The following is a 23,035-nucleotide window of genomic DNA, read 5'->3' on the forward strand; positions in this document are numbered from 1 at the left end:
TCAGCGCACCGAGTGCGGCCGGTTCGCGCTGTCGTCGGGATCGCTGTCCCTGCCGGTGTCGGGCGCGGCGTGCCGCGGCCGACGATGCGAACGCTCGAGGTGCGGTGCGATCGCGGCGAGAGCAGCCGGCGTCGTCATCGTCCAGTGCGTCGCGTCCACCGGATGCTCGTCGATGCTCCCGCGCACGAACTGGCCCCAGCAGGTCACCGGGTCCACGTGGAAACCGTCGTCCAGGGCGGCGGTGAAGAACACCAGATCGCCGTCGAACACCCTCGGCCGGTGTGCGTCGATCAGTGCGGGGGCTCGCAGCGCATTGCCGTAGATCCGTTCGAGTTCCGAAGCGGTCAGCGCCCCCAGCGGCCCTCCGACGACCCGCAGCAGTGCCGCCGCCCGCTCGGCGTCGAACTGTCCGTCCGGCGCGAGTTCGTCGAGCACGCTGTCGTCCGGGAGGTCCAGGCCGACACCGCCGAGAAGATCCGCGGTGGTCGCGGAATTCTCCACGCTGCGGTCGATCCCGACGTAGCTGTCGAGGAGCCCCAGCAGACGCACCTCTTCACCGGCGTCCTGCAACTGCACGGCCATCTCGTGAGCGATGACCCCGCCCAGCGACCACCCCACCAGGTGGTACGGGCCGTGCGGCTGGACCGAATGGATCTCCCGGACGTAGCGGGCCGCGAAGTCGGTGATCGTCTCCAGGTGCGGCTCGTCCTCGGTCAGCGCGGGCGACTGCAGCCCGTAGATCGGCCGGTCCTGGGTCAGCTCGCGGCCGAGCCCCGCGTAGCTCCAGGCGAGCCCGATGAACGGATGGACACAGAACAGCGGCTCCGCCGTCCCTCTCGTGCGGATCGGGAGCAGCACGTCGAGTGACGCACCGGCACCGTCCACCCCGTCGTTCGTCCACTTCTGGATGCGTTGTCCCAGCGACTGCGGGGTGGGGTCGCTGAACATCCATTGCAGCGGGAAGTCGATTCCCAGCTCGGACCCGAGCGCGGATGCGACCCGGGTGGCGATCAGCGAGTTGCCCCCGAGGTCGAAGAAGCTGTCCGTCACTCCCACGCGGTCGATGCCGAGCACGTCGGCGAACACCGTCGCGACAGCACGCTCGGCCGCCGTTCGCGGCGCCTGGTACTCGTCGGCCGCCGACCGGACGGCCGGTGCGGGCAGGGCCTTGCGGTCGAGTTTGCCGTTCACCGACAGCGGCAGGGTGTCGAGGTGCACGACGCGCGCCGGGATCATGTACGACGGGACGCGGGCCGACAGGTATGCACGCACGTCGGACCAATCGGCCGCGCGCCGGCCCACCAAGTACGCCACCAGCGCTTCTTCGCCGCGGTCGTCGCGGTGCACCACCACCACCGCCTGCGACACGTCCGGATGGGTCTCGAGCGCGGTTTCGATCTCCCCCAACTCGATCCGCTGACCGCGCAACTTCACCTGAAAATCGGTACGACCCAGATAATCCAGCGCACCATCGGTGCGGCGACGCACCAGATCACCCGTGCGGTACATCCGCCCACCCGTCACATGCGGATTCGCCACGAACCGATCCGCCGACAGATCCGCCCGGTTCAGATATCCCCGCGCCAGCTGATCCCCCGCCAGATACAACTCCCCCGCCACCCCGTTCGGCACCGGATGCAACCGGGCATCGAGCACATGCACCTGCGTGTTCCACACCGGACGCCCGATCGGCACCGTCACCGTGTCCGCCGCACCGGTCTCCCAGTACGTGACGTCGACCGCGGCCTCCGTCGGCCCGTACAAGTTGTGCAGATCGGCACCACTGACCGCCCGGAACCGCGACACCTGCTCCGGCGTCAACGCCTCCCCCGAACAGAACACCAACCGCAACGAATCACACTGCGCCGCAGCAGGTTCTGCAGTGAACACCGACAGCATCGACGGCACGAAATGGGTGGTCGTCACGTGACGTTCCTGCATCAGCCCTGTCAGATACCGCGGATCGCGGTGTCCGTCCGGCGCGGCGATCACCACGGAGGCTCCCACCTGCAGCGGCCAGAACAGCTCCCACACCGATACGTCGAACGTCACCGGAGTCTTCTGCAGAACGACGTCCGCACTGGTCAGGGTGTATTCGTGCTGCATCCACAGCAGGCGGTTCACGATCGCACCGTGGGTGACCGCGACGCCCTTCGGCCGGCCCGTCGACCCGGACGTGAAGATCACGTACGCCGTGTTCGCCGGGGACAGCGGCCACAGCCGGTCCGCATCGGTGACGGGCGAGTCGTCGAAGCCGGAGAAATCCTCGGACGCGACGTCGATGACGGGGACCGATCCGCCGCCGGGGAGTCCGGCACCGCTGACCAGGACACATGCCGGCCGTGCGGTGTCGAGTACATACGCGGTGCGCTCGGCCGGATGGTCCGGATCCACCGGCAGGTAGGCGCCACCGGCCTTCACGACGGCGTAGATCGCGGCGAGCAGATCGATCGACCGGCGCATCGCGACCGCCACCACCGACTCGGGGCCGACGCCCTGCTCGATCAGTCCGCGCGCCAGCCTGTTCACGCGGGCGTCGAAGTCGGCGTACGTCAACTCGTCCCGGTCGAAGATCACCGCGATCCGGTCGGGGTCCGCCGCGACCCTCGTGTCGAACAGCGACGCCAGGGTCCCGGCGGGCACCTCGTGCGATGTCGCGTTGGTGCCGGCGATCTGCTTCCGTTCGCCGCTGCCGAGGACATCGATGTCGCCGACCGCGGTGTCCGGACTGTCGGCGGCCGCCCGCAGAATCTGCAGGAACCGCTGTCCGAACACGTGCATGGACGGCTCGTCGAACAGGTCGGAGGCGTACGTGAGGTGGGCCGCGATCCCGTCCGGACTTCCCGCCGAGTCGAACTGCTCCATCAGGGTGAGCTGCAGGTCGAACTTGGCGATGTCGACGTCGAAGTCGACGCCGCTCATCGACAGGTCACCCAGTTGAAGTGTCGCCTGGTCGAGGTTCTGGAACGTGAGCATCACCTGGAACAGGGGATGCCGCCCGGTGGACCGCGACGGATTGACGACCTCCACGAGGCGCTCGAACGGGACGTCCGCGTGGGAGAAGGCGGCGAGATCGGTCTCGCGCACGTCGGCGACCAGTTCGGCGAAGGTCCGGCCTCCGTCGACCTGCTGGCGCAGGACCAGCGTGTTGACGAACATCCCGATCAGGTCGTCGAGTTCGCGTTCGCCTCGGCCCGCGACGGGGGTGCCGATGGCGATGTCCCCGGTGCCGGAGAGTCGGCTCAGCAGCACCGCGAGCGCCGAGTGCACGAGCATGAACAGGGACGCGTTCGCGTCCCGCGCCGTACCCAGGAGCGTGCCGTGCAGTTCGGCCGGCACGGCGAAGTCGACGGTGCCGCCCCGGTACGACGCGACCGCGGGACGCGGGCGGTCGGTGGGCAGGTCCAGCTGATCCGGTGCGCCCGCGAGGGTCTGCGTCCAGAACGCGAGTTGCCGTGCCGACACCGATTCGGGATCGGCCTCGTCGCCGAGAAGCGCCCGCTGCCACAGCGCGTAGTCGGCGTACTGCACCGGCAACGGCGCCCAGTCGGGCGTGGTGTCCACCGACCGCGCCGCGTACGCCGTCATCACGTCCCGCACCATCGGTGCCATCGACCAGCCGTCGCCGGAGATGTGATGGACCACCAGGGCGAGAACGTGTTCCGTCGGAGAGATGCGGAAGATCCGCACCCGCACCGGAACCTCCGTGGTGACGTCGAATCCGGTGGTCACCAGGCCGGCGATCTGAGCGGGCAGCGCAGCCTCGTCCGTCGCGACGACGGACAGCTCGCCCCCTACCCGGTCGACGGGCAGGATCACCTGGTGCGGGCCGTCCGCGGAGTCCGGGTACACCGTCCGCAGCGACTCGTGCCTGCGGACGACGTCGGCGACCGCATGCTGCAGTGCGTCGACGTCCAGCGCGCCCGACAGGCGAACCGCCGCGGGAATGTTGTGCACCGCGGAGTTCGGGTCGAACCTGTTGAGGAACCACATCCGGCGTTGCGCCGACGACAGCGGAATCCGTTCGGGGCGCACCGCCGGTGTCAGCGCCGGGCGGGCGGGTGCGGTCGCCTCGATCGAATCCAGTAGTGCCGCCAGGGCGGCGACGGTGGGCGCCTCGAACAGGGTTCGAATCTCCACGCGGCGCCCGAGCCGCTCGGACAGCCGGGCGACCACCCGGGTGGCGACGAGGGAGTTGCCACCGAGGTCGAAGAAGTTCGCGGCGGCACCGACCTGGTCGACGCCGAGCACGTCGGCGAACACGGCGGCAACCGCTTCCTCCGTGGGCGTCGCGGGAGCGCGATATTCGTCTGTCGCCGAGGCGAAGTCGGGCGCAGGAAGGGCCTTGCGGTCGAGTTTGCCGTTCGAGGTCAGGGGTAGTTGCGCGAGCACGACGAGGGCGGCGGGCACCATGTAGCTCGGCACCGCCGCGCCGACAGCGGCGAGAACCGCGGCGGAGTCGACGGCGGCGCCGTCCTCGGGGACGACGTACGCGATCAGGGCGGTCCCGGTGTGCGGGTGCTGGTGGGCGACGACGACGGCCTGCCCCACCGCCGCGCTCAACACCAGGGCGGACTCGATCTCGCCGAGTTCGATGCGGAACCCGCGAACCTTCACCTGGAAGTCGGAGCGCTCGAGGTATTCGAGGACACCCCTGCTGTCCCGGACGCGCCAGCGGACCACGTCGCCGGTGCGGTAGAGCCGCGAACCGGATGCGCCGAAGGGGTTGGCCACGAAGCGTTCGGCCGTCAGATCCGCGCGAGCGACGTAGCCGCGGGCCAGTTGCTCACCGGCCAGGTACAGCTCACCCGCCACCCCGACGGGGACCGGGTTCAGCCGGGCATCCAGCACGAACACCTGCGTGTTCCACTCGGGTCCGCCGATGGGAACGGTGTCGATGTCGCCGGCGGTGTGTGTCCAGGCGGTCACGGACACGGCGGCCTCGGTGGGCCCGTACAGGTTGTGCAGCGCGACGGTCCCGAACCGGCGGCGGAAGCGGGCGGCGGTGTCGACGGGCAGCGCCTCGCCGATGCACAGCACCCGCCGCAGGGCCGGCTGCTCCCCGGCATCCGCCAGGAAGGCCTCCAACAGGGACGGCACGAAATGTGCTGTCGTGACGCACTGCTGACGCATCAGGTCCGCCAAGTAGGCCGGGTCGCGGTGACCGTCCGGGCGGGCGATGACCAGTCGGGCGCCCGTGGTCAGCGGCCAGAACAGTTCCCACACCGACAGGTCGAACGTGACGGGTGTCTTCTGCACGACGGCGTCGGTGGTGTCGAGCGGGTATTCGTGCTGCTTCCAGCGGAGTTGGTTCGCGATGGCGGCGTGAGTCACGGCGACCCCCTTGGGGCGGCCGGTGGACCCGGACGTGAAGATCAGGTACGCCGTGTTCTCCGGCCGCAGCGGGGCGAGGCGATGCGCATCGGTCACCGGTTCGCGGGGCGAGCCGGCGAGGTCGATGCTGTCGATCTCGATGACCGGGACGTTCACGGAGGCGAACCCGTCCGAGGACGTGGTGAGGATGCACGCCGGGCGTGCGGTCGCGAGCACGTAGGCGAGTCGGTCGGCCGGATGGGTGAGATCGATCGGCAGGTACGCGCCGCCGGCTCGCAGCACCGCGTACATCCCGACCAGCAGTTCGATCGACCGGTTCATCGCCAGTCCCACCACGGATTCCGGTCCCACCCCGCGAGCGATCAGCCGGTGGGCGAGGGCGTCGACACGGCGGTCGAACTCTGCGTACGTCAGTTCGGTGCCCTCGAAGAACACCGCGGCCTTGTCGGGGGTGCGCGACACCTGGGCGGAGAACAGTTCGGCGAGCGTCGTCGGCGGCAGATCGACGCCGCTGTCGTTGAAGTCGGCGAGGACCGACTGCCGTTCGGGGCCGTCGAGGAGGTCGATGGCCCCGACGGCCACGTCCGGATCCTGTACGACCGACTCGAGGACGCGGGTGAAGCGTTCCGCGAACGCCCGCACGGTGGATTCGTCGAAGAGGTCGGTGGCGTAGGTGAACTGGGCCTCGATCACGTCCGGGGATCCGTCGGCGTCGTGCTTCTCCGACAGTGTCAGGTGCAGATCGAAGTTGGAGATCGTGTTCGGTACGTCGAGTCCCTCGACGTGCAGTCCGGGAAGCTCGAGCGTGGTGGTGGCGAGGTTCTGGAACGAGAACGCGACCTGGAACAGCGGGTGGTGCGCGCGGGACCGGGCCGGGTTCAGCACGTCGACGAGGCGCTCGAACGGAATGTCGGAGTGCGCGAACGCATTCAGATCGACAGACCGCGCGTCGGCGAGGCTGTCGGCGAACGAACTCGCGAGGTCCACCTGGGTGCGCAGCACCAGGGTGTTCACGAACATCCCGACGAGTTCGTCGAGGGATTCCTCACCGCGGCCGGCGATGGGTGCGCCGACGGCGATGTCGGACTCGTTGCTCAGTCGCGCGAGAAGCACCGCGAGCGCGGTGTGCATCACCATGAACAGGGACGTGTTCCGGCCGCGGGCGAGCGCCAGCAGGGCGCGGTGGGTGCCGGCGCCGATGGTGAACGGCACGTGCGCGCCCCGGTGCGACGCGACCGCGGGACGGGGACGGTCGGTCGGCAGGGACAGCCGGTCCGGCAGACCCTCCAGTGTGCGGGTCCAGTAGGCGATCTGAGCGGCGGCGACAGATTCGGGATCGGCCTCGTCGCCGAGGAGTTCCCGCTGCCACAGGCTGTAGTCGGCGTACTGCACCGGCAGCGGCGTCCAGCGGGGAACGTGTCCCTCGGCGCGGGCGGTGTAGGCGAGCATGACGTCGCGGGCCAGCGGGGCGAGCGACCAGCCGTCACCCGAGATGTGGTGGGCGACCATCACGAGCACGTAGTCGTCGGCGCCGACGCGGTACATCCGGGCCCGCAGGGGCACGTCCGCGGTCACGTCGAAGCCCGTCGTGACGAGTGCGAGCACCCGCTCGAGGACGTCGTCGGGGTGCGCCGTCACCGGTGTCAGGTCGGGCACCGCGTCCCCGGCGGGCACGATCACCTGGTGCGGACCGTCGGCGGAGTCGGGATAGACGGTGCGCAGCGCCTCGTGCCGCCCGACGAGATCGGCGATCGCGATCTGCATGGCACGCAGGTCCACCTCGCCCGACAGCCGGAGCGCGACCGGCAGGTTGTAGGCGGGCGATGCGGTGTCGAACTGGTTGATGAACCACATCCGCTGCTGGGCGAGCGACAGCGGAATGTGTTCGGGCCGGGGCTTCGCCGTCAGCGCGGGGCGCCGCACACTGTGGGCGGTGGTCTCGGTGATACGTGCCGCGAGCGCGGCCACGGTCGGCGACTCGAACACTTCACGGACCCCGACGTGGACGTCGAGTGCCGCGTTGATCCGCGACACCACCTGGGTGGCGAGCAGCGAGTTGCCGCCGAGGTCGAAGAAGCTGTCGTGGATGCCGATCTCCGGCAATGCGAGGATGTCCGCGAAGATACCGGCGACGATCACCTCCATCGGGTTCCGCGGTGCCTCGAATGTCGTGGCCGCGGCGGCGAAGATCGGCTCGGGCAGCGCGGCCCGGTCGAGCTTGCCCGCCGGGGTGAGCGGCAGGGCGTCGAGGAGGGTGACGGAGGCGGGAACCATGTAGGCGGGCAGGGTGCGTCCGACGAAGTTCGCGACCTCGACCCGGTCCACGTCTTCACCGGTGAACGGCAGCACGTACGCGACGAGGGAGGTCTCCCCGTTCGGGTGCTCGTACCCGATCGTGGTGGCGTACTCGATCTGCGGGTGTGCGGTGAGCGCGGCATCGATCTCGCCGAGTTCGATCCGGAATCCGCGGATCTTCACCTGGTGGTCGGTGCGGCCGACGAAATCGAGGACGCGGTTCTCCCGCCACCGGACGAGGTCGCCGGTGCGGTACATCAGGTCGCCGGGCTCGCCGTACGGGTCGGCGACGAAGCGTTCGGCGGTCAGTCCCGGCCGTCCGAGGTAGCCGCGGGCGAGGCTCGGGCCTCCGACGTACAGTTCGCCCGGCACACCCACCGGCACGGGGCGCAGCCGGCCGTCCAGCACGAGTGCCCGCACTCCGCGGCTCGGGCCGCCGATGGTGACCGGTTCGCCGGCGCGGAGGGGTTCGGTGATGGACGACATGATCGTCGCCTCGCTGGGGCCGTACGCGTTGACCATGCGCCGCCCGGGCGCCCAGCGGGCGACCAGTTCCGGTGGGCACACGTCACCGGCGACCACGACCACGGCGAGGTCGTCGAGCCCGTGATGGTCCACCGACGCCAGCGCCGCCGGAGTGGAGAACGCATGGGTGACGTGTTCCGCGGCGAGCAGCTCCGCGAGTTCCGATCCGCCGTAGATCGTGGGCGGGGCGATGACCATCGTGGCTCCCGCGCCGAGTGCCATCAGCATCTCGAACACCGAGGCGTCGAAACTCGGGGACGCGAAATGCAGTGTCCGCGAACGGGAGGTGACCCCGAGGAGCTCACGCTCGTCGGTCACCAGATTGATCAGACCGCGATGCGTGACTGCGACTCCCTTGGGCCGGCCGGTGGACCCCGACGTGTAGATGACGTACGCCACCTGGTCGGACAGGATCGGGCGCATGCGGTCGCGGTTGGTGAGCGGCAACCGGGATTCGTGGGTGCAGCGCACCTCGACCGCCGGGTCGTCGAGGAGCATCCAGCGGATCGAGTCCGGGAGCAGATCCTGTTTCGCGGACACGGTGATCCCGACCATCGCCCCGGAGTCCTGCACCATGTGCAGAATGCGGTCCGCGGGATAGCCGGGGTCGACGGGCACGAACGCGGCACCGGTCTTGGCCACCGCCCACACGGCCACCACGGATTCGACGGACCGCGGCAGTGCCAGCGCGACCCGGGTTTCGGGTCCCACTCCCCTGTCGACGAGCAACCGGGCCAGCTGATTCGACCGTTCGTCGAGGTCCCGGTACGTGAGGCTCTCTTCGTCGAAGACGACGGCGGGTCCGTCCGGTGCCGCGGCGACGGCGTCGGCGAGGATCTCGGGCAGCATCTGCACCGGTCGCGGGTCGGCGCCGCGCACCGGGGTGAGCGCCGCGTATTCCTCGTCGCCGAGGACCGGAATGTCACCGATCGGCCGCTGCGGGTCGGCGACGACCGCCTCGAAGATCCGCCGCAGCCGGGTCGCGTACTCGGCGGCGGTGCTCTCGTCGAAAATGTCTGTCGCGTAAACCAGTTCGGCATCGATGCCGGCGCCCTCGGAGGCGGCGTCGAGCCGCTCGGTGAGCGTGAAGTGCAGGTCGAACTTCGCGATGCTCGCGTCGAGGGTGATCGGCTCCACCGACAGCCCGTCCAGTTCGAGTCGGTCGGCGGAGACCGCCTGCACGCCTAGCGCCACCTGGAACAGCGGGTGGTGCGAGGTGGAGCGGACCGGGCTGAGTACCTCCACCAGCCGCTCGAACGGCAGGTCCGCGTGGGCGAACGCCTCGAGGTCGACATCCCGGGCCTGTTCGAGCAGCGACACGAACGACGCCCCCGGGTCCAACGTCGTGCGCAACACGAGGGTGTTGACGAACATGCCGATGATGTCGTCGAGTTCCACCCGGCCGCGACCGGCGATCGCCGTGCCGACGGTGATGTCGGAGCTGGTGCTGAGCCGGCCCAGCAGGACGCTGAGCGCGGCGTGGGCGACCATGAAGATGCTGGCGCCGTGCGCGCGTGCCAGCTCGGCCAGGGCCCGGTGCGTGTCCGCGTCCAGGGTGAAACGCGTTGCCGCACCCCGATGCGACGGAACGGCCGGCCTGCCCCGGTCGCCCGGCAGGTACAGCTGGTCCGGGACACCGGCGAGTGTCCGGGTCCAATACTCGAGCTGGGCGGCGGCGAGGCTGCCCGGGTCGGATTCGGCGCCGAGCACCTCCCGCTGCCACAGCGCGTAGTCGGCGTACTGCACCGGCAGCGGTGCCCAGGTGGGCGCACGGCCTGCCGCGCGGCTCGAGTACGCGATCATCACGTCCCGGATCAGCGGTTCCATGGACACGCCGTCGGCAGAGATGTGATGGACGACGAGAGCGAGCACGTGCTCGGTGTCGCCGAGCGAGTACACCTTCACCCTCAGTGGCACGGCTTGGGAGACGTCGAAGCCGGTCAGCAGGAACTGCTCGAGATCCGCGCGTAGCCCGGTCTCGTCCACGCGGACCGGTGCGGCGTCGGGGGTGAACTCTCCGGGTTCGAGGATCACCTGGTGCGGTCCGCCCCGGGAATCGGGGAAGACGGTCCGCAGCGATTCGTGCCGGGTGATCAGATCGTCGATCGCCGCGGCCAGCGCCGCTGTGTCCAGCGGTCCGGTGAGCCGGACCGCGGCGGGCAGGTTGTATGCGGGCGAGGACGTTTCGAACTGGTTGAGAAACCACATCCGCTGCTGCGCGAGTGAGAGGGGGATCCGGTCGGGGCGGACCGCCGCCGTCAAGGGTGCGATCGCCGTGGTCGGACCGTGCCCGTCGAGTCGCCCGGCCAGGGCCGCGACGGTGGGGGCGTCGAACACGTCGCGGATGGCGACGCGTGTCTCCGTCGCGACCCCGATGCGGGTGCTGAGCTTGGTGGCGGACAGGGAGTTGCCGCCGAGTTCGAAGAAGTTGTCGTCGACACCGACCCGGGGGACGCCGAGGAGTTCGGCGAAGATTCCGGCGACGATGCGTTCCGACTCGGTGCGTGGCGCCGTGTACTCCGCCTTCACGGTGAACACCGGCGCGGGCAACGCGTTCTGGTCGACCTTCCCGTTCGGTGTCAGCGGTAGTTCCGCCAGCGTGATCAGCAGCGACGGAATCATGTAGGAGGGCAGGCTGCCCGCCGCCTCGGCGAGGACGGCGTCCCGGTCCAGTGTGCTTCCGCGCCGCGGCACGACGTACCCGACGAGGTGATCGCCGGTGTGCGGGTCCGAATGCGGGACGACGATCGCCTGGTCCACGTCTTCGTGCCGAAGCAGTGCCGACACGATTTCGCCGAGTTCGATGCGGAATCCGCGGACCTTCACCTGGAAGTCGGTGCGCCCGAGGTACTCGAGCCGGCCGTCCGCGTTCCAGCGGACGAGGTCGCCGGTGCGGTACAGGCGCGCGCCCGACGTGGAGAAGGGGTCGGCGACGAACCGTTCGGCGGTGAGGTCGGGGCGGCCCAGGTATCCGCGGGCGAGCTGGACTCCACCGAGGTACAGCTCGCCCGCGACACCGACCGGAACCGGACGCAGGCGGCCGTCGAGGACGAGGGTGCTGGTGTTCCAGACGGGCAGACCGATCGGGACGGTGTCGGAGTTGTCGGACCGCGCCGCGAAGAAGGTGGTGGTCACCGCCGCCTCGGTGGGTCCGTACGTGTTGTCGATTTCCGCGGGATGGGACGCCCGGAAGTCGTCGATCGTCTCCGGCGACACTGCTTCGCCGCCGACCAGCACCTGCCGCAGCGCGGGCAGGTCGTCGAGCCCGGGGATGGACGTCACGGCCGCCAGCATCGCCGGCACGAAGTGCACGACGGTAACGCCGTGTGCGCGGAGGACGTCCGTGAGGTACTCGGGGTCGCGGTGCCCGTCGGCTTCGGCGACGACGAGCCGCGCGCCGGAGACGAGCGGCGCGAAGCACTCCCACACCGACACGTCGAACGTCACCGGGGTCTTGAACAGCATGGTGTCGGCGGTGCTCAGCGCGTACTGCGCACGCAGCCACTCGAGTTGCGCCGCGATCGCCGCATGGGAGACGGCAACCCCCTTGGGCCGTCCCGTGGAACCGGACGTGAAGAGGACGTACGCCGTGTTGTCCGCGCGCAGCGGTGCGACGCGTTCGTCGTCGCGGATCGGCTCCGCACCGAACTCTGCCGGGTCCGCGTCTGCGGGGACGATCGCCCGCACCCCGTACCGTGTCGTCCCGGTCTGTGCGAGCAACGCGCTGCTCGTGAGCACCACGGACGCGCCGGACTGTTCGACGATGTCGCTGTTGCGCTGCGCCGGTTGACCGGGATCGAGTGGGGTGTAGGCGCCGCCTGCCCTCACCACGGCGTGGACGGCGACGAGCAGGTCGAGCGACCGCGGGATCTCCACCGCCACCACGACGTCGGGTCCCACGCCGTCGCCGATGAGCCTGCGCGCGAGGCGGTTCGCCCGAGCATCGAACTCGGCGTAGGTCAGTGCCTCGTCGTGCCAGAGCACCGCGGGGGCGTCCGGTGTCGTCCGTGCCTGGTCGTCGAGGAGACCGGCGAGGGTGCGCTGCGCCGTGTCCCGGGTCGCGCCGTGTGACAGGGCGAGCAGACCCAGCCGGGCATCGTCGCCGAGCAGGTCGAGGTCGCCGACCGTGGTTCGAGGATCGTGGGTCACTTCGATCAGGACCCGGAGGAAGGACTCGCCGATCCGCAGTGCGGTGTCCTCGTCGAAGAGGTCCTTGGCGTAGCCGAGCTCGAGATCGAGACCGGTCGGGTTCCCCTCCTCGTCGTGGCGTTCGCCGAGCACGAAGTTGAGATCGAACTTGGCGATCGGCGATTCGATCTCGAGTGCGGACACCTCCAGTCCCGGCAGTTCGAGCGTCGGGGTCTGCAGGTTCTGCAGTGCGAGCGCCACCTGGAACAGCGGGTGGAACGCGGTGGAACGGGTCGGGTTGATCGCGTCGACCAGCTGCTCGAACGGCACGTCGACGTGGGAGAACGCCTCGAGGTCGACGCGCCGGACCTGCTCGAGCAGTTCGGCGCCCGTCGATTCCGGTTGCACGTCGGTGCGCAGCACCAGGGTGTTGACGAACATGCCGACGAGTCCGTCGAGGGACTGCTCCCCGCGACCCGCGACGGATGTTCCGATGGCGATGTCCGGGCCGGCCCCGATCCGCGACAGGAGCGCGGCGAGCGCGGTGTGGACGACCATGAACAGGCTGGCGTGGTGGGTGCGCGCCACGTCCAGCAGTCGCAGGTGGCTGTCGCCGCCCAGGGCCAGTCGTACCGTGCCGCCGAGGTTCGACGGAGCGGGCGGTCGGGGGCGGTCGGTGGGTAGTTCCACCTGATCCGGCAGACCCGCGAGTGTTCGCTTCCAGTAGGCGATCTGGCCGGCGGCCAACGACTGCGGATTCTGCTCGTCGCCCAGCAGTTGCCGCTGCCACACGGCGTAGTCCGCGTACTGCACCGGCAAGGCGTTCCAGGCCGGGGCGTCACCGGCGGTCCGGGCCGCGTAGGACGTCATGACATCGGAGGCGAGGGGGATGAACGACCAGCCGTCCGCCGAGATGTGGTGGACGACGAACAGCAGGATGTGCTCCGAGCGGCTCTCGCGGAACAGGTGGACCCGCAGCGGGACGTCGATGGTGACGTCGAACCCGGCGGACGCGTGCCGCAGGATCGCACCGCTGAGGTCTTCACCGGACAGGCGTGACGGCGTCAGATCGAGGGAGATCGACTCCACCGGGACGATCACCTGATGCGCCCCGGTCTCGGTCGCCGGGTAGACGGTGCGCAGCGCCTCGTGCCGCTCGAGGACGTCGCCGAGCGCGGCACGCAGGGTCGCGACATCGATCCTGCCGGACATGCGCAGCGCGAGCGGGATGTTGTACGCGGCCGAGGAGGTGTCGAACTGGTTGAGGAACCACATGCGTTGCTGTGCCGGCGACAGCGGGATCGTCGCGGGCCGCTCACCGGCGACGAGGGCAGGCCGCTCGACCGTCGTCTCGGACAGCGCGGCGATGGCAAGTGCGCGCACGGTGGGGTTGTCGAACAGGGTGCGGACGGAGATGCGTCTACCCAGCGCCGCACCGACCCGGGAGACGACCTGGGTGGCGGACAGCGAGTTGCCGCCGAGGTCGAAGAAGTTGTCGTCCAGCCCGATCGACGGCTCCCCCACCACGTCGGCGAAGACGGCGGCGATCGCCTGCTCGGCCGGGGTCTGCGGCGCCGTGAACTCATTGCGGCGCGCGAAGACGGGTGCGGGCAGGGCGTTGCGGTCCAGTTTCCCCGCCGGGGTCAGCGGCAACGAATCCAACACCATGATCGCCGACGGCACCATATACCCGGGCAACCGCTCCCCCACGAACTCGGCGAGAGCCCGGGTTTCGACCTCCACACCCGGCGCCGAAAGCACGTACGACACCAGCCGACTGCTGCCACTCCCGTCGTCATGGCCGACCGTGTGGGCGAACTCCACCACCGGATGCGCGGTCAGCGCGGCGTCGATCTCACCCAACTCGATCCGGAACCCCCGGATCTTCACCTGAAAATCACTACGCCCCAAAAACTCCAAAACCCAGGTGCCGTCCGGGGCGGCCACCCACCGCACCACATCACCCGTGCGATACATCCGCCCACCCGCACCGAACGGACACGCCACGAACCGCCCCGCCGTCAACCCCGCCCGATGCACATACCCGCGCGCCAAACTGGAACCCAGGACATACAGCTCCCCCCGCACCCCGACCGGAACCGGACGCAACCACTGATCCAGTACCACCAGATCCACACCCACCGTCGGCGACCCGATACTCACCGCCTGCCCGGGCACCAACGGGCCGGTCGCCGACGACATGATCGTCGTCTCACTCGGACCGTACGCATTGACCATGATCCGGCCCGGCGCCCACCGCGCCACCAACTCCGGTGGACACACATCACCGGCCACCACCACCGTTTTCAGATGGTCCAGACCACGGTGATCGAGCGACGCCAACGCCGCCGGCGTACAGAACGCATGCGACACCCCGTGTTCGGCAAGGAACTCCGCCAACTCCGAGCCACCGAAAATCGTGGTCGGCGCCACCACCAGCGTCGCCCCCGCACACACCGCCATCACCAACTCGAACACCGACGCATCGAAACTCGGCGACGCGAAATGCAACACCCGCGACCCCACGGACACGCCAAGGCGATCCCGCTCATCCGCCGCCAGATTCACCACACCCCGATGCGTGACCGCCACACCCTTCGGCCGACCCGTCGACCCCGACGTATAAATCACATACGCCGGATGATCCACCGACAACACACCCGTGCGGTCCGAATCATCCAGGGGCTCCGAGGAGTACGAGGCCAGACCCTCGACCACTGCGTCGTCGTCGAGGACGATCCAGTGCGTACCCTCCGGCAGACCCTCCCGCAACGCCGCCGTCGTCACACCGATCGGCGCACCACAATCCTCCAGCATGAACGCGATCCGGTCAGCCGGATAACTCGGATCCACCGGAACGAACGCCGCCCCCGACTTCGCCACCGCCCACACACTGGACACGGACTCGACCGACCGCGGCAAGGCCAGCGCGACGAAAACCTCGGGACCGACCTGCATGTCGGCGAGCAGTCGCGCCAGGCGGTTCGATTCTGCGTCCAACTCCCGGTACGTGAGCGTGCTGGTGGTGCCCGCGGACGCACCGAGCACTGTCGGGGCGACGAGCGCGTCACCGTCCGGGTTGCTGCGCACCGCGCCGGCCAGCAGATCCGGCACGGTGACGGGTGCGAGTCCGGGCCTGCCCGCTGCCGGGACGAGAGCTGCCCGTTCGGTGTCGTCGAGCAGGTCGAGATCACCGACGGCGGTGCCCGGGTCGGAGATCACGGCCTCGAGAATCCGCTGCAGCCGCCACGCGAAGTCGCGGACGGTGGACTCGTCGAACAGGTCGGTGGCGTAGGTGAATTCGGCACGGATCCCGGACGGCGCACCGGTGTCGTCGAGATTCTCGCCCAACGTCAACTGCAGATCGATCTTGGCGACCCCCGGGTCCACGTCCTCGACGCCGATCCGCAATCCCGGCAGTTCGTACGCGTCCGGCTGTCCCGGGTTCATCGACAGCGCAACCTGGTAGATCGGGTGATGCGCCGGGGTGCGCGCCGGGGCGAGCACGTCGACCAGCCGCTCGAACGGAACGTCGGCGTGGGCGAACGCTGCGAGGTCGGTGTCGCGCACCGTGTGCAGCAACTCGGCGAAGCTGTTTCCGCTGCGCACCGCTGTGCGCAGGACGAGGGTGTTGACGAACATGCCGACCAGGTCGTCGAGAGCGCGTTCGCCGCGTCCGGCGATCGGGGTGCCGATCGCGACGTCGTCGCTGGCCGACAGACGGCCCAGGAGCAGCGCGAACGCGGCGTGGGCCACCATGAATGTGGTGGCCCCGTGTTCCCGGGCCAGACGCTGAATGCCGCGGTGGGTTTCGGGATCGATGCTGAAGCCCACCGATCGCCCGGCGAACGTCGGCTGAGCCGGACGCGGCCGGTCGAAGGGCAGGCGCAGTTCGTCGGGCGCGCCGTCGAGTGTTCGCGTCCAGTATCCGAGTTGGGTGGTCATGACGGATTCGGCGTCGTCCTCGCTGCCGAGCACCTCCCGCTGCCACACGCTGAAATCGGCGTACTGGACCTCGAGCGGCGCCCACTGGGGGGCGTGCCCCTGCGCACGGGCAGCGTAGGCAACCATGACGTCGCGGCCGAGGGGTCCGAACGACCAGCCGTCGGCCGCGATGTGGTGCAACGAGATCGCCAGGACGTGCTCGGTGGGCGCCGTGCGGAACAGCGTGGCCCGTACCGGTGTCTCCGCGGTGACGTCGAATCCGCGGGATGCGAACGCCACCATTCGGCCGGGGAGGTCGGTTTCGGTGACGTCGACCGGCTGCAGTGTCACGGAGACGTCGGAGGCGGGCAGCACGATCTGTTCGGGGCTACCCTCACCGTCCGGGAACACGGTGCGCAGCGACTCGTGACGTTCGACGACGTCGTCGAACGCCGCCGCCAACGCTGCGGTGTCGATCGCGCCGGACAGCCGCACCGCGAACGGCAGGTTGTAGGCCGGGGAGTCGGCGTCGAACTGGTTGAGGAACCACATGCGCTGCTGCGCGAGCGACAGCGGGATGCGGGCGGGCCGGGTCACTGCGGTCAGGGCCGGGCGCACCTCAGTCGTGATGGAGTGGATACGCAACGCCAGTGCGGCCACGGTGGGCGCATCGAACACGTCGCGAACCGACAACCGGGTTCCGGTCGCCTCGGTGATGCGCGCGGTCACCCGGGTGACGGACAGCGAGTTGCCGCCGAGGTCGAAGAAACTGTCGTGCACACCGATCCGGCCGGCGTCGAGCACGTCGGAGAACACGTCCGCGAGCTTCTGCTCCACGTCGTTGCGGGGTGCCACGTATTCGGTTGTATTCGAGACGAATTCGGGTGCCGGGAGTGCCTTGCGGTCCAGTTTCCCGCTCGTGTTCAGCGGGAACTCGTCGAGCAACACCGTCGCCGACGGCAGCATGTACGCCGGGAGCGCACCCGCTGCGTGCCGGCGCAGGTCCGCGGCGTCGACAGCGCGACCCGACGCGGGAACCACATACGCCACCAGATGATCACCCGTCGCGGCATCCGAATATACGACAACAGCAGCACCCGTCACATCCGGATGCGACCGCAACACCGCCTCGATCTCACCCAACTCGATCCGCTGACCACGGAACTTCACCTGAAAATCGGTACGCCCGATGTACTCGAGCACCCCGTCCCTCCGGCGCCGCACCAGATCACCCGTCCGGTACATCCGCGCCCCGACATCGCCGAACGGATTCGCCACAAACCGATCCGACGTCAAATCCACCCGGCCCAAATACCCCCGCGCCAACTGGATGCCACCGAGATAGAGCTCCCCCGGCACCCCCACCGGAACCGGATGCAACCGCGAGTCGAGCACATACGCCTGGGTGTTCCACTCCGGCACACCGATCGGCACCGTCACCTCGTCGGCATCGGACGTCTCCCAGTACGTCACCGACACCGCGGCCTCCGTCGGCCCGTACAAATTGTGCAACCCCGCAGACGACAGGGTACGGAACCGAGTCGCGGTTTCCGGGGGAAGCGCCTCGCCGATCACGAACACGTGCCGCAGACTCGAACACGACCCGGCCGGTACCGACGCAACGAACACATCCAGCATCGACGGCACGAAATCGGTGACCGTCACCCCGTACTCGTCGATCACCTCCGCCAGATACACCGGATCCCGGTGCCCGTCCGGAGTGGCCAGCACCATGGTCGCGCCGACCTGCAACGGCCAGAAGTACCCCCACACCGACACGTCGAACGTCGTCGCCGTCTTCTGCAACAACACATCCCGCTGAGTCAGCCCGTACTCCGACTGCATCCACACCAACTGGTTCACGATGCCCGCGTGCGGCACCGCCACACCCTTCGGCTTACCCGTCGACCCCGACGTGTAGATCACGTAGGCGGTGTTGTCCGCGCGCAGCGGATGCGCCCGATCGGCGTCGTTGATCGGATGCGACCCGAATTCCGACAGGTCCAGCGCGTCGACCTCGATCACCGGGAACGTGCCGGGAAGGGCGCCGCGATCGGCGGACGTGCTCAGCACACACACCGGCTGCGCCGAGTCGAGCACGTACCCGATGCGATCGACCGGATGATCCGGATCGACCGGTACATACGCACCACCGGCCTTGACGACGGCGTACATTCCCACCACCAGGTCCAGCGAGCGCCGCATCGCCAGCACCACCCGCGACTCCGGCCCCACACCGCACGACACGAGATACCGCGCCAACCGGTTCACCCGAGCGTCGAACTCCGCATACGTGAGCGCAGCGCCCTCGAACACCACCGCCGTCGCACCCGGCGTCCGCGTCGCCTGTGTCTCGAACAGATCCGGCAGGGTGGCGACGGGAACGTCGTGGTCGGTCGAGTTCCAGAGCGTCAGTGCGGCGTTCTCGTCGGCGTCGAGCAGTTCGATGTCGCCGACACGCGTGCCCGCGTCCGTGGTGACGGCATCGAGGATCGCGCTGAATCGGGCGGCGATGAAGGCAGCCGTGTCCTCGTCGAACAGGTCCGCCGCATACGTCAACTGTGCGGTGATCCCACCCGGGTTGCCGTCGGCGTCGAACCGCTCGACGAGGGTGAAGTGGAGATCGAATTTCGCGACGTCGATGTCGGTGTCGAGTCCGCGCAGTGTGAGTCCGTCGAGTTCGAGTGTGGTCTGCGCGAGGTTCTGGAACGTGAGCATCACCTGGAACAACGGGTGCCGGGAAGCGTGCCGGGTGGGGCTGAGCACCTCCACCAGCCGTTCGAACGGCACGTCGGCGTGGGAGAACGCCGCGAGATCCGCGTCCCGGACATGGTCGAGCAGGTCGGTGAATGCCGAACCCGGATCGACGGGGGTCCGCAGGGCCACCGTATTGACGAACATACCGATCAAATCGTCGAGTTCGCGTTCGCCGCGGCCCGCGACGGGAGTGCCGATGGTGACGTCCGGGGAGGCGCTGAGACGCCCGAGCAGGACGGCGAGCGCGGTGTGCACGGCCATGAACAGCGTGGCCCGCCGGGACTGTGCGAGCGCGGCCAGCGCGCGGTGCGTCGACGCGTCGACGGCGAAGTTGACGTGCCGACCGCGGTAGGACTGTTCCGCGGGTCGCGGCCGGTCCGTCGGGAGATCCAGCTCCTCGGGAACACCCGCAAGGATGTTCGTCCAGAAGTCGAGTTGCCGGGCCGCGAGAGAGTCGGGGTCGGATTCCTCGCCGAGCAGGTCGCGTTGCCACAGGGCGTAATCGGCGTACTGCACGGGAAGCGCCGTCCAGGTGGGGCGCTCTCCCCGTGTGCGGGCCGCGTACGCGATCATCACGTCGCGCACCATCGGTGCCATCGACCAGCCGTCGCCGGAGATGTGGTGCACCACCAGTGCCAGCACGTGGTCGTCGGCGCCCAGCCGGATCAGCGTGACGCGGACGGGCAGGTCGGTCGTGACGTCGAAACCGGTGGTGAAGAATCGTCCGAGGACGGTCTCCAGTTCGTCCTCACCAACGGCCGCGACGGACAGGGTCGGGCGTGCGTCGGCGGTGTCGCGCACGACCTGGTGCGGACCGGTCGCCGAGTCCGGGAACACCGTGCGCAGCGTTTCGTGGCGTTCGATCAGGTCTGCGATGGCCGCCTCGAGTGCCGCCCGGTCGAGTGCCCCGGTGAACCGCACCGCGAACGGCAGGTTGTAGGCCGGGGACGACGGGTCGAACTGGTTGAGGAACCACATCCGCTGCTGGGCCGGCGACAACGGAATCTGCACCGGCCGTTCCCGCCGGGTCAGTGCCGGTCGGGTGTCCGCACCGTGCGACTGCGACAGTCGGCCCGCGAGTTCCGCGACGGTCGGCGACTCGAACAGGTCCCGCACCGCGACCGGCACGTCGAGTTCGCTGCGGATCCGGGACACCAGCTGGGTGGCGATCAGCGAGTTGCCGCCGAGGTCGAAGAAACTGTCGTGGACGCTCACCCGGTCGAGTCCGAGTACCGTGCCGAACACCGCGGCGACGGAGTGCTCGACGCTCGTGGACGGTGCGATGTATTCACCCGCAGCCGAGGAGAACTCCGGTGCGGGGAGGGCCTTGCGGTCCAGTTTCCCGCTCGTGTTCAGCGGGAACTCGTCGAGCAGCACCACAGCCGACGGCAGCATGTACGCCGGAAGCGCACCCGCTGCGTGCCGGCGCAGGTCCGCGGCGTCGACAGTGCGACCCGACGCGGGAACCACATACGCCACCAGATGATCACCCGTCGCGGCATCCGAATATACGAGCGCCGCAGCACCCGTCACATCCGGATGCGACCGCAACACCGCCTCGATCTCACCCAACTCGATCCGCTGACCACGGAACTTCACCTGGAAATCGGTACGCCCGATGTACTCGAGCACCTCGTCCCTCCGGCGCCGCACCAGATCACCCGTCCGGTACATCCGCGCCCCGACATCGCCGAACGGGTTCGCCACAAACCGGTCCGACGTCAAATCCGCCCGGCCCAAATACCCCCGCGCCAACTGGATGCCACCGAGATAGAGCTCCCCCGGCACCCCCGCCGGAACCGGATGCAACCGCGAGTCGAGCACGTACGCCTGGGTGTTCCACTCCGGCACACCGATCGGCACCGTCACCTCGTCGGCATCGGACGTCTCCCAGTACGTCACCGACACCGCGGCCTCCGTCGGCCCGTACAGATTGTGCAACCCCGCAGACGACAGGGTACGGAACCGAGTCGCGGTTTCCGGGGGAAGCGCCTCGCCGATCACGAACACGTGCCGCAGACTCGAACACGAGCCGGCGGGTACCGACGCAACGAACACATCCAGCATCGACGGCACGAAATCGGTGACCGTCACCCCGTACTCGTCGATCACCTCCGCCAGATACACCGGATCCCGGTGCCCGTCCGGAGTGGCCAGCACCATGGTGGCGCCGACCTGCAACGGCCAGAAGTACCCCCACACCGACACGTCGAACGTCGTCGCCGTCTTCTGCAACAACACATCCCGCTCGGTCAGCCCGTACTCCGACTGCATCCACACCAACTGGTTCACGATGCCCGCGTGCGGCACCGCCACACCCTTCGGCTTACCCGTCGACCCCGACGTGTAGATCACGTAGGCGGTGTTGTCCGCGCGCAGCGGAGCGATCCGGTCGGCGTCGGTGACGCGCGCGCCGGAGAAGTCGGTCAGGTCCAGCGCGTCGATGGTGACCACGTCGACGCCGGACGGGAGTGCGGGCTGGTCCGCGGTCGTGGTCAGGACGCGGACCGGCGCGGCGGACTGCAGCACGTACCCGATGCGGTCGGCGGGGTGATCGGGGTCGACGGGCACGTAGGCGCCACCCGCCTTGACGACGGCGTACATTCCCACCACGAGGTCCAGCGAGCGCCGCATCGCCAGCACCACCCGCGACTCCGGCCCCACATCGCACGACACGAGATACCGGGAGAGTCGATTCGCCCGCTCGTCGAGCTCGGCGTACGTCAGGGAGGCGCTGTCGAAGACCAGGGCTGTCGCGCCGGGAGCGCGCGCCACCTGTGCGTCGAACAGGTCCGGCAGGGTGGCGACGGGAACGTCGTGGTCCGTGGCGTTCCACCCGGCCAGTTCCCGGAGGCGCGCGGCGGGGTCCGCGACCGCGATGTCGCCGACCGGCGTCTGCGGTGCAGCAGTCACAGCTTCGAGGATCCGGACGAACTGTGCGCCGAACGAGCGAATCGTGCTCTCGTCGAACAATTCGGTGGCGTAGTTGAACTCGGCGGCGATGGGGCCGGGCCTGCCATCGGCACCGTGAGTGTCGGTGAGGACGAGTTGCAGGTCGAACGCGGCGACGTCGGGGAGGATCGGCTCGCTCGACACCGACAGCCCGGGGAGTTCGAGGTGCGCGGGTGCATGGTTCTGGAAGAACAGCGCGACCTGGAACAGCGGGTGGTGGGCCGCCGTGCGGGTGGGGTTCAGGTGCTCCACGAGACGTTCGAACGGCACATCCGTGTGGGTGAACGCGGTGAGGTCCACGTCGCGGACCTGCTGCAGCAGTGCGGTGAACGACGATGCCGGGTCCACCTGTGCGCGGAGCACGAGGGTGTTGACGAACATTCCGACCAGGTCGTCGAGGTCGCGGTCGCCGCGGCCGGCGACGGGCGTGCCGATCGCGATGTCGGTGGTCGCGCTGAGCCTGCTGATCAGCACCGACAGGGCGGAGTGCGCGACCATGAACAGGGTGACGTTCTGGGTGCGGGCCAGGGTCAGCAGGCGTTGGTGCAGTTCCGCCGAGATCTCCCAGGACAGCGTCGCGCCGTGTTTCGACGCGACAGCGGGTCGGGGTCGGTCGGTGGGCAGGTCGATGCTGTCCGGCAGCCCGGCCAGCGCGGTTCCCCAGTAGGAGAGTTGGCGGGCGGCCCGGGAGTTCGGGTCGTCCTCCTCGCCGAGGAGTTCTCGTTGCCAGAGTGTGTAGTCGGCATACTGCACCGGCAGCGGCGTCCATTGGAGGTCGTGGCCGCCGCTGTGCGCGGCGTACGCCACCATCAGGTCGCGGGACAGTGGTGCGAAAGACCATCCGTCGGCGGCGATGTGGTGCACCACCAGCGTCAGCACGTGTTCGTCGTCCCGTACGCGCACCAGTCGTGCGCGCACGGGAATCTCGGTTGTGACGTCGAAGCCGGTGAGGGCGAACGTCCGGATCGAGTTGTCGAGGTCGGCCTCCCGGGCCTCGACGACGGTGAGGCCGAGGTCGATGTCGGGGGCATCGAGGATGCGCTGCCAGGGTCCGGTGTCGGAGCCGGGGAATACGGTGCGCAGCGATTCGTGCCGGTCCAGCAGGTCGCGGAGTGCGCGA

Annotated in this window: 1 protein-coding gene (only partly in view); it reads right to left on the reverse strand. The window is 69.1% G+C overall.

The window, feature by feature from the left end; genetic code table 11:
- A protein-coding gene (locus QM841_RS14355; protein ID WP_283332480.1) for a non-ribosomal peptide synthase/polyketide synthase crosses the window boundary here: on the reverse strand, positions 1-23,035 show its 3' portion. It continues 6,506 nt past the right edge of the window; the window shows 23,035 of its 29,541 coding nt (coding positions 6,507-29,541); its start codon lies beyond the right edge, outside the window — the gene reads right to left on this strand; its stop codon occupies positions 1-3.

It is taken from the genome of Rhodococcus sp. IEGM 1307, assembly GCF_030056915.1.
Classification (GTDB): domain Bacteria; phylum Actinomycetota; class Actinomycetes; order Mycobacteriales; family Mycobacteriaceae; genus Rhodococcus_F; species Rhodococcus_F opacus_D.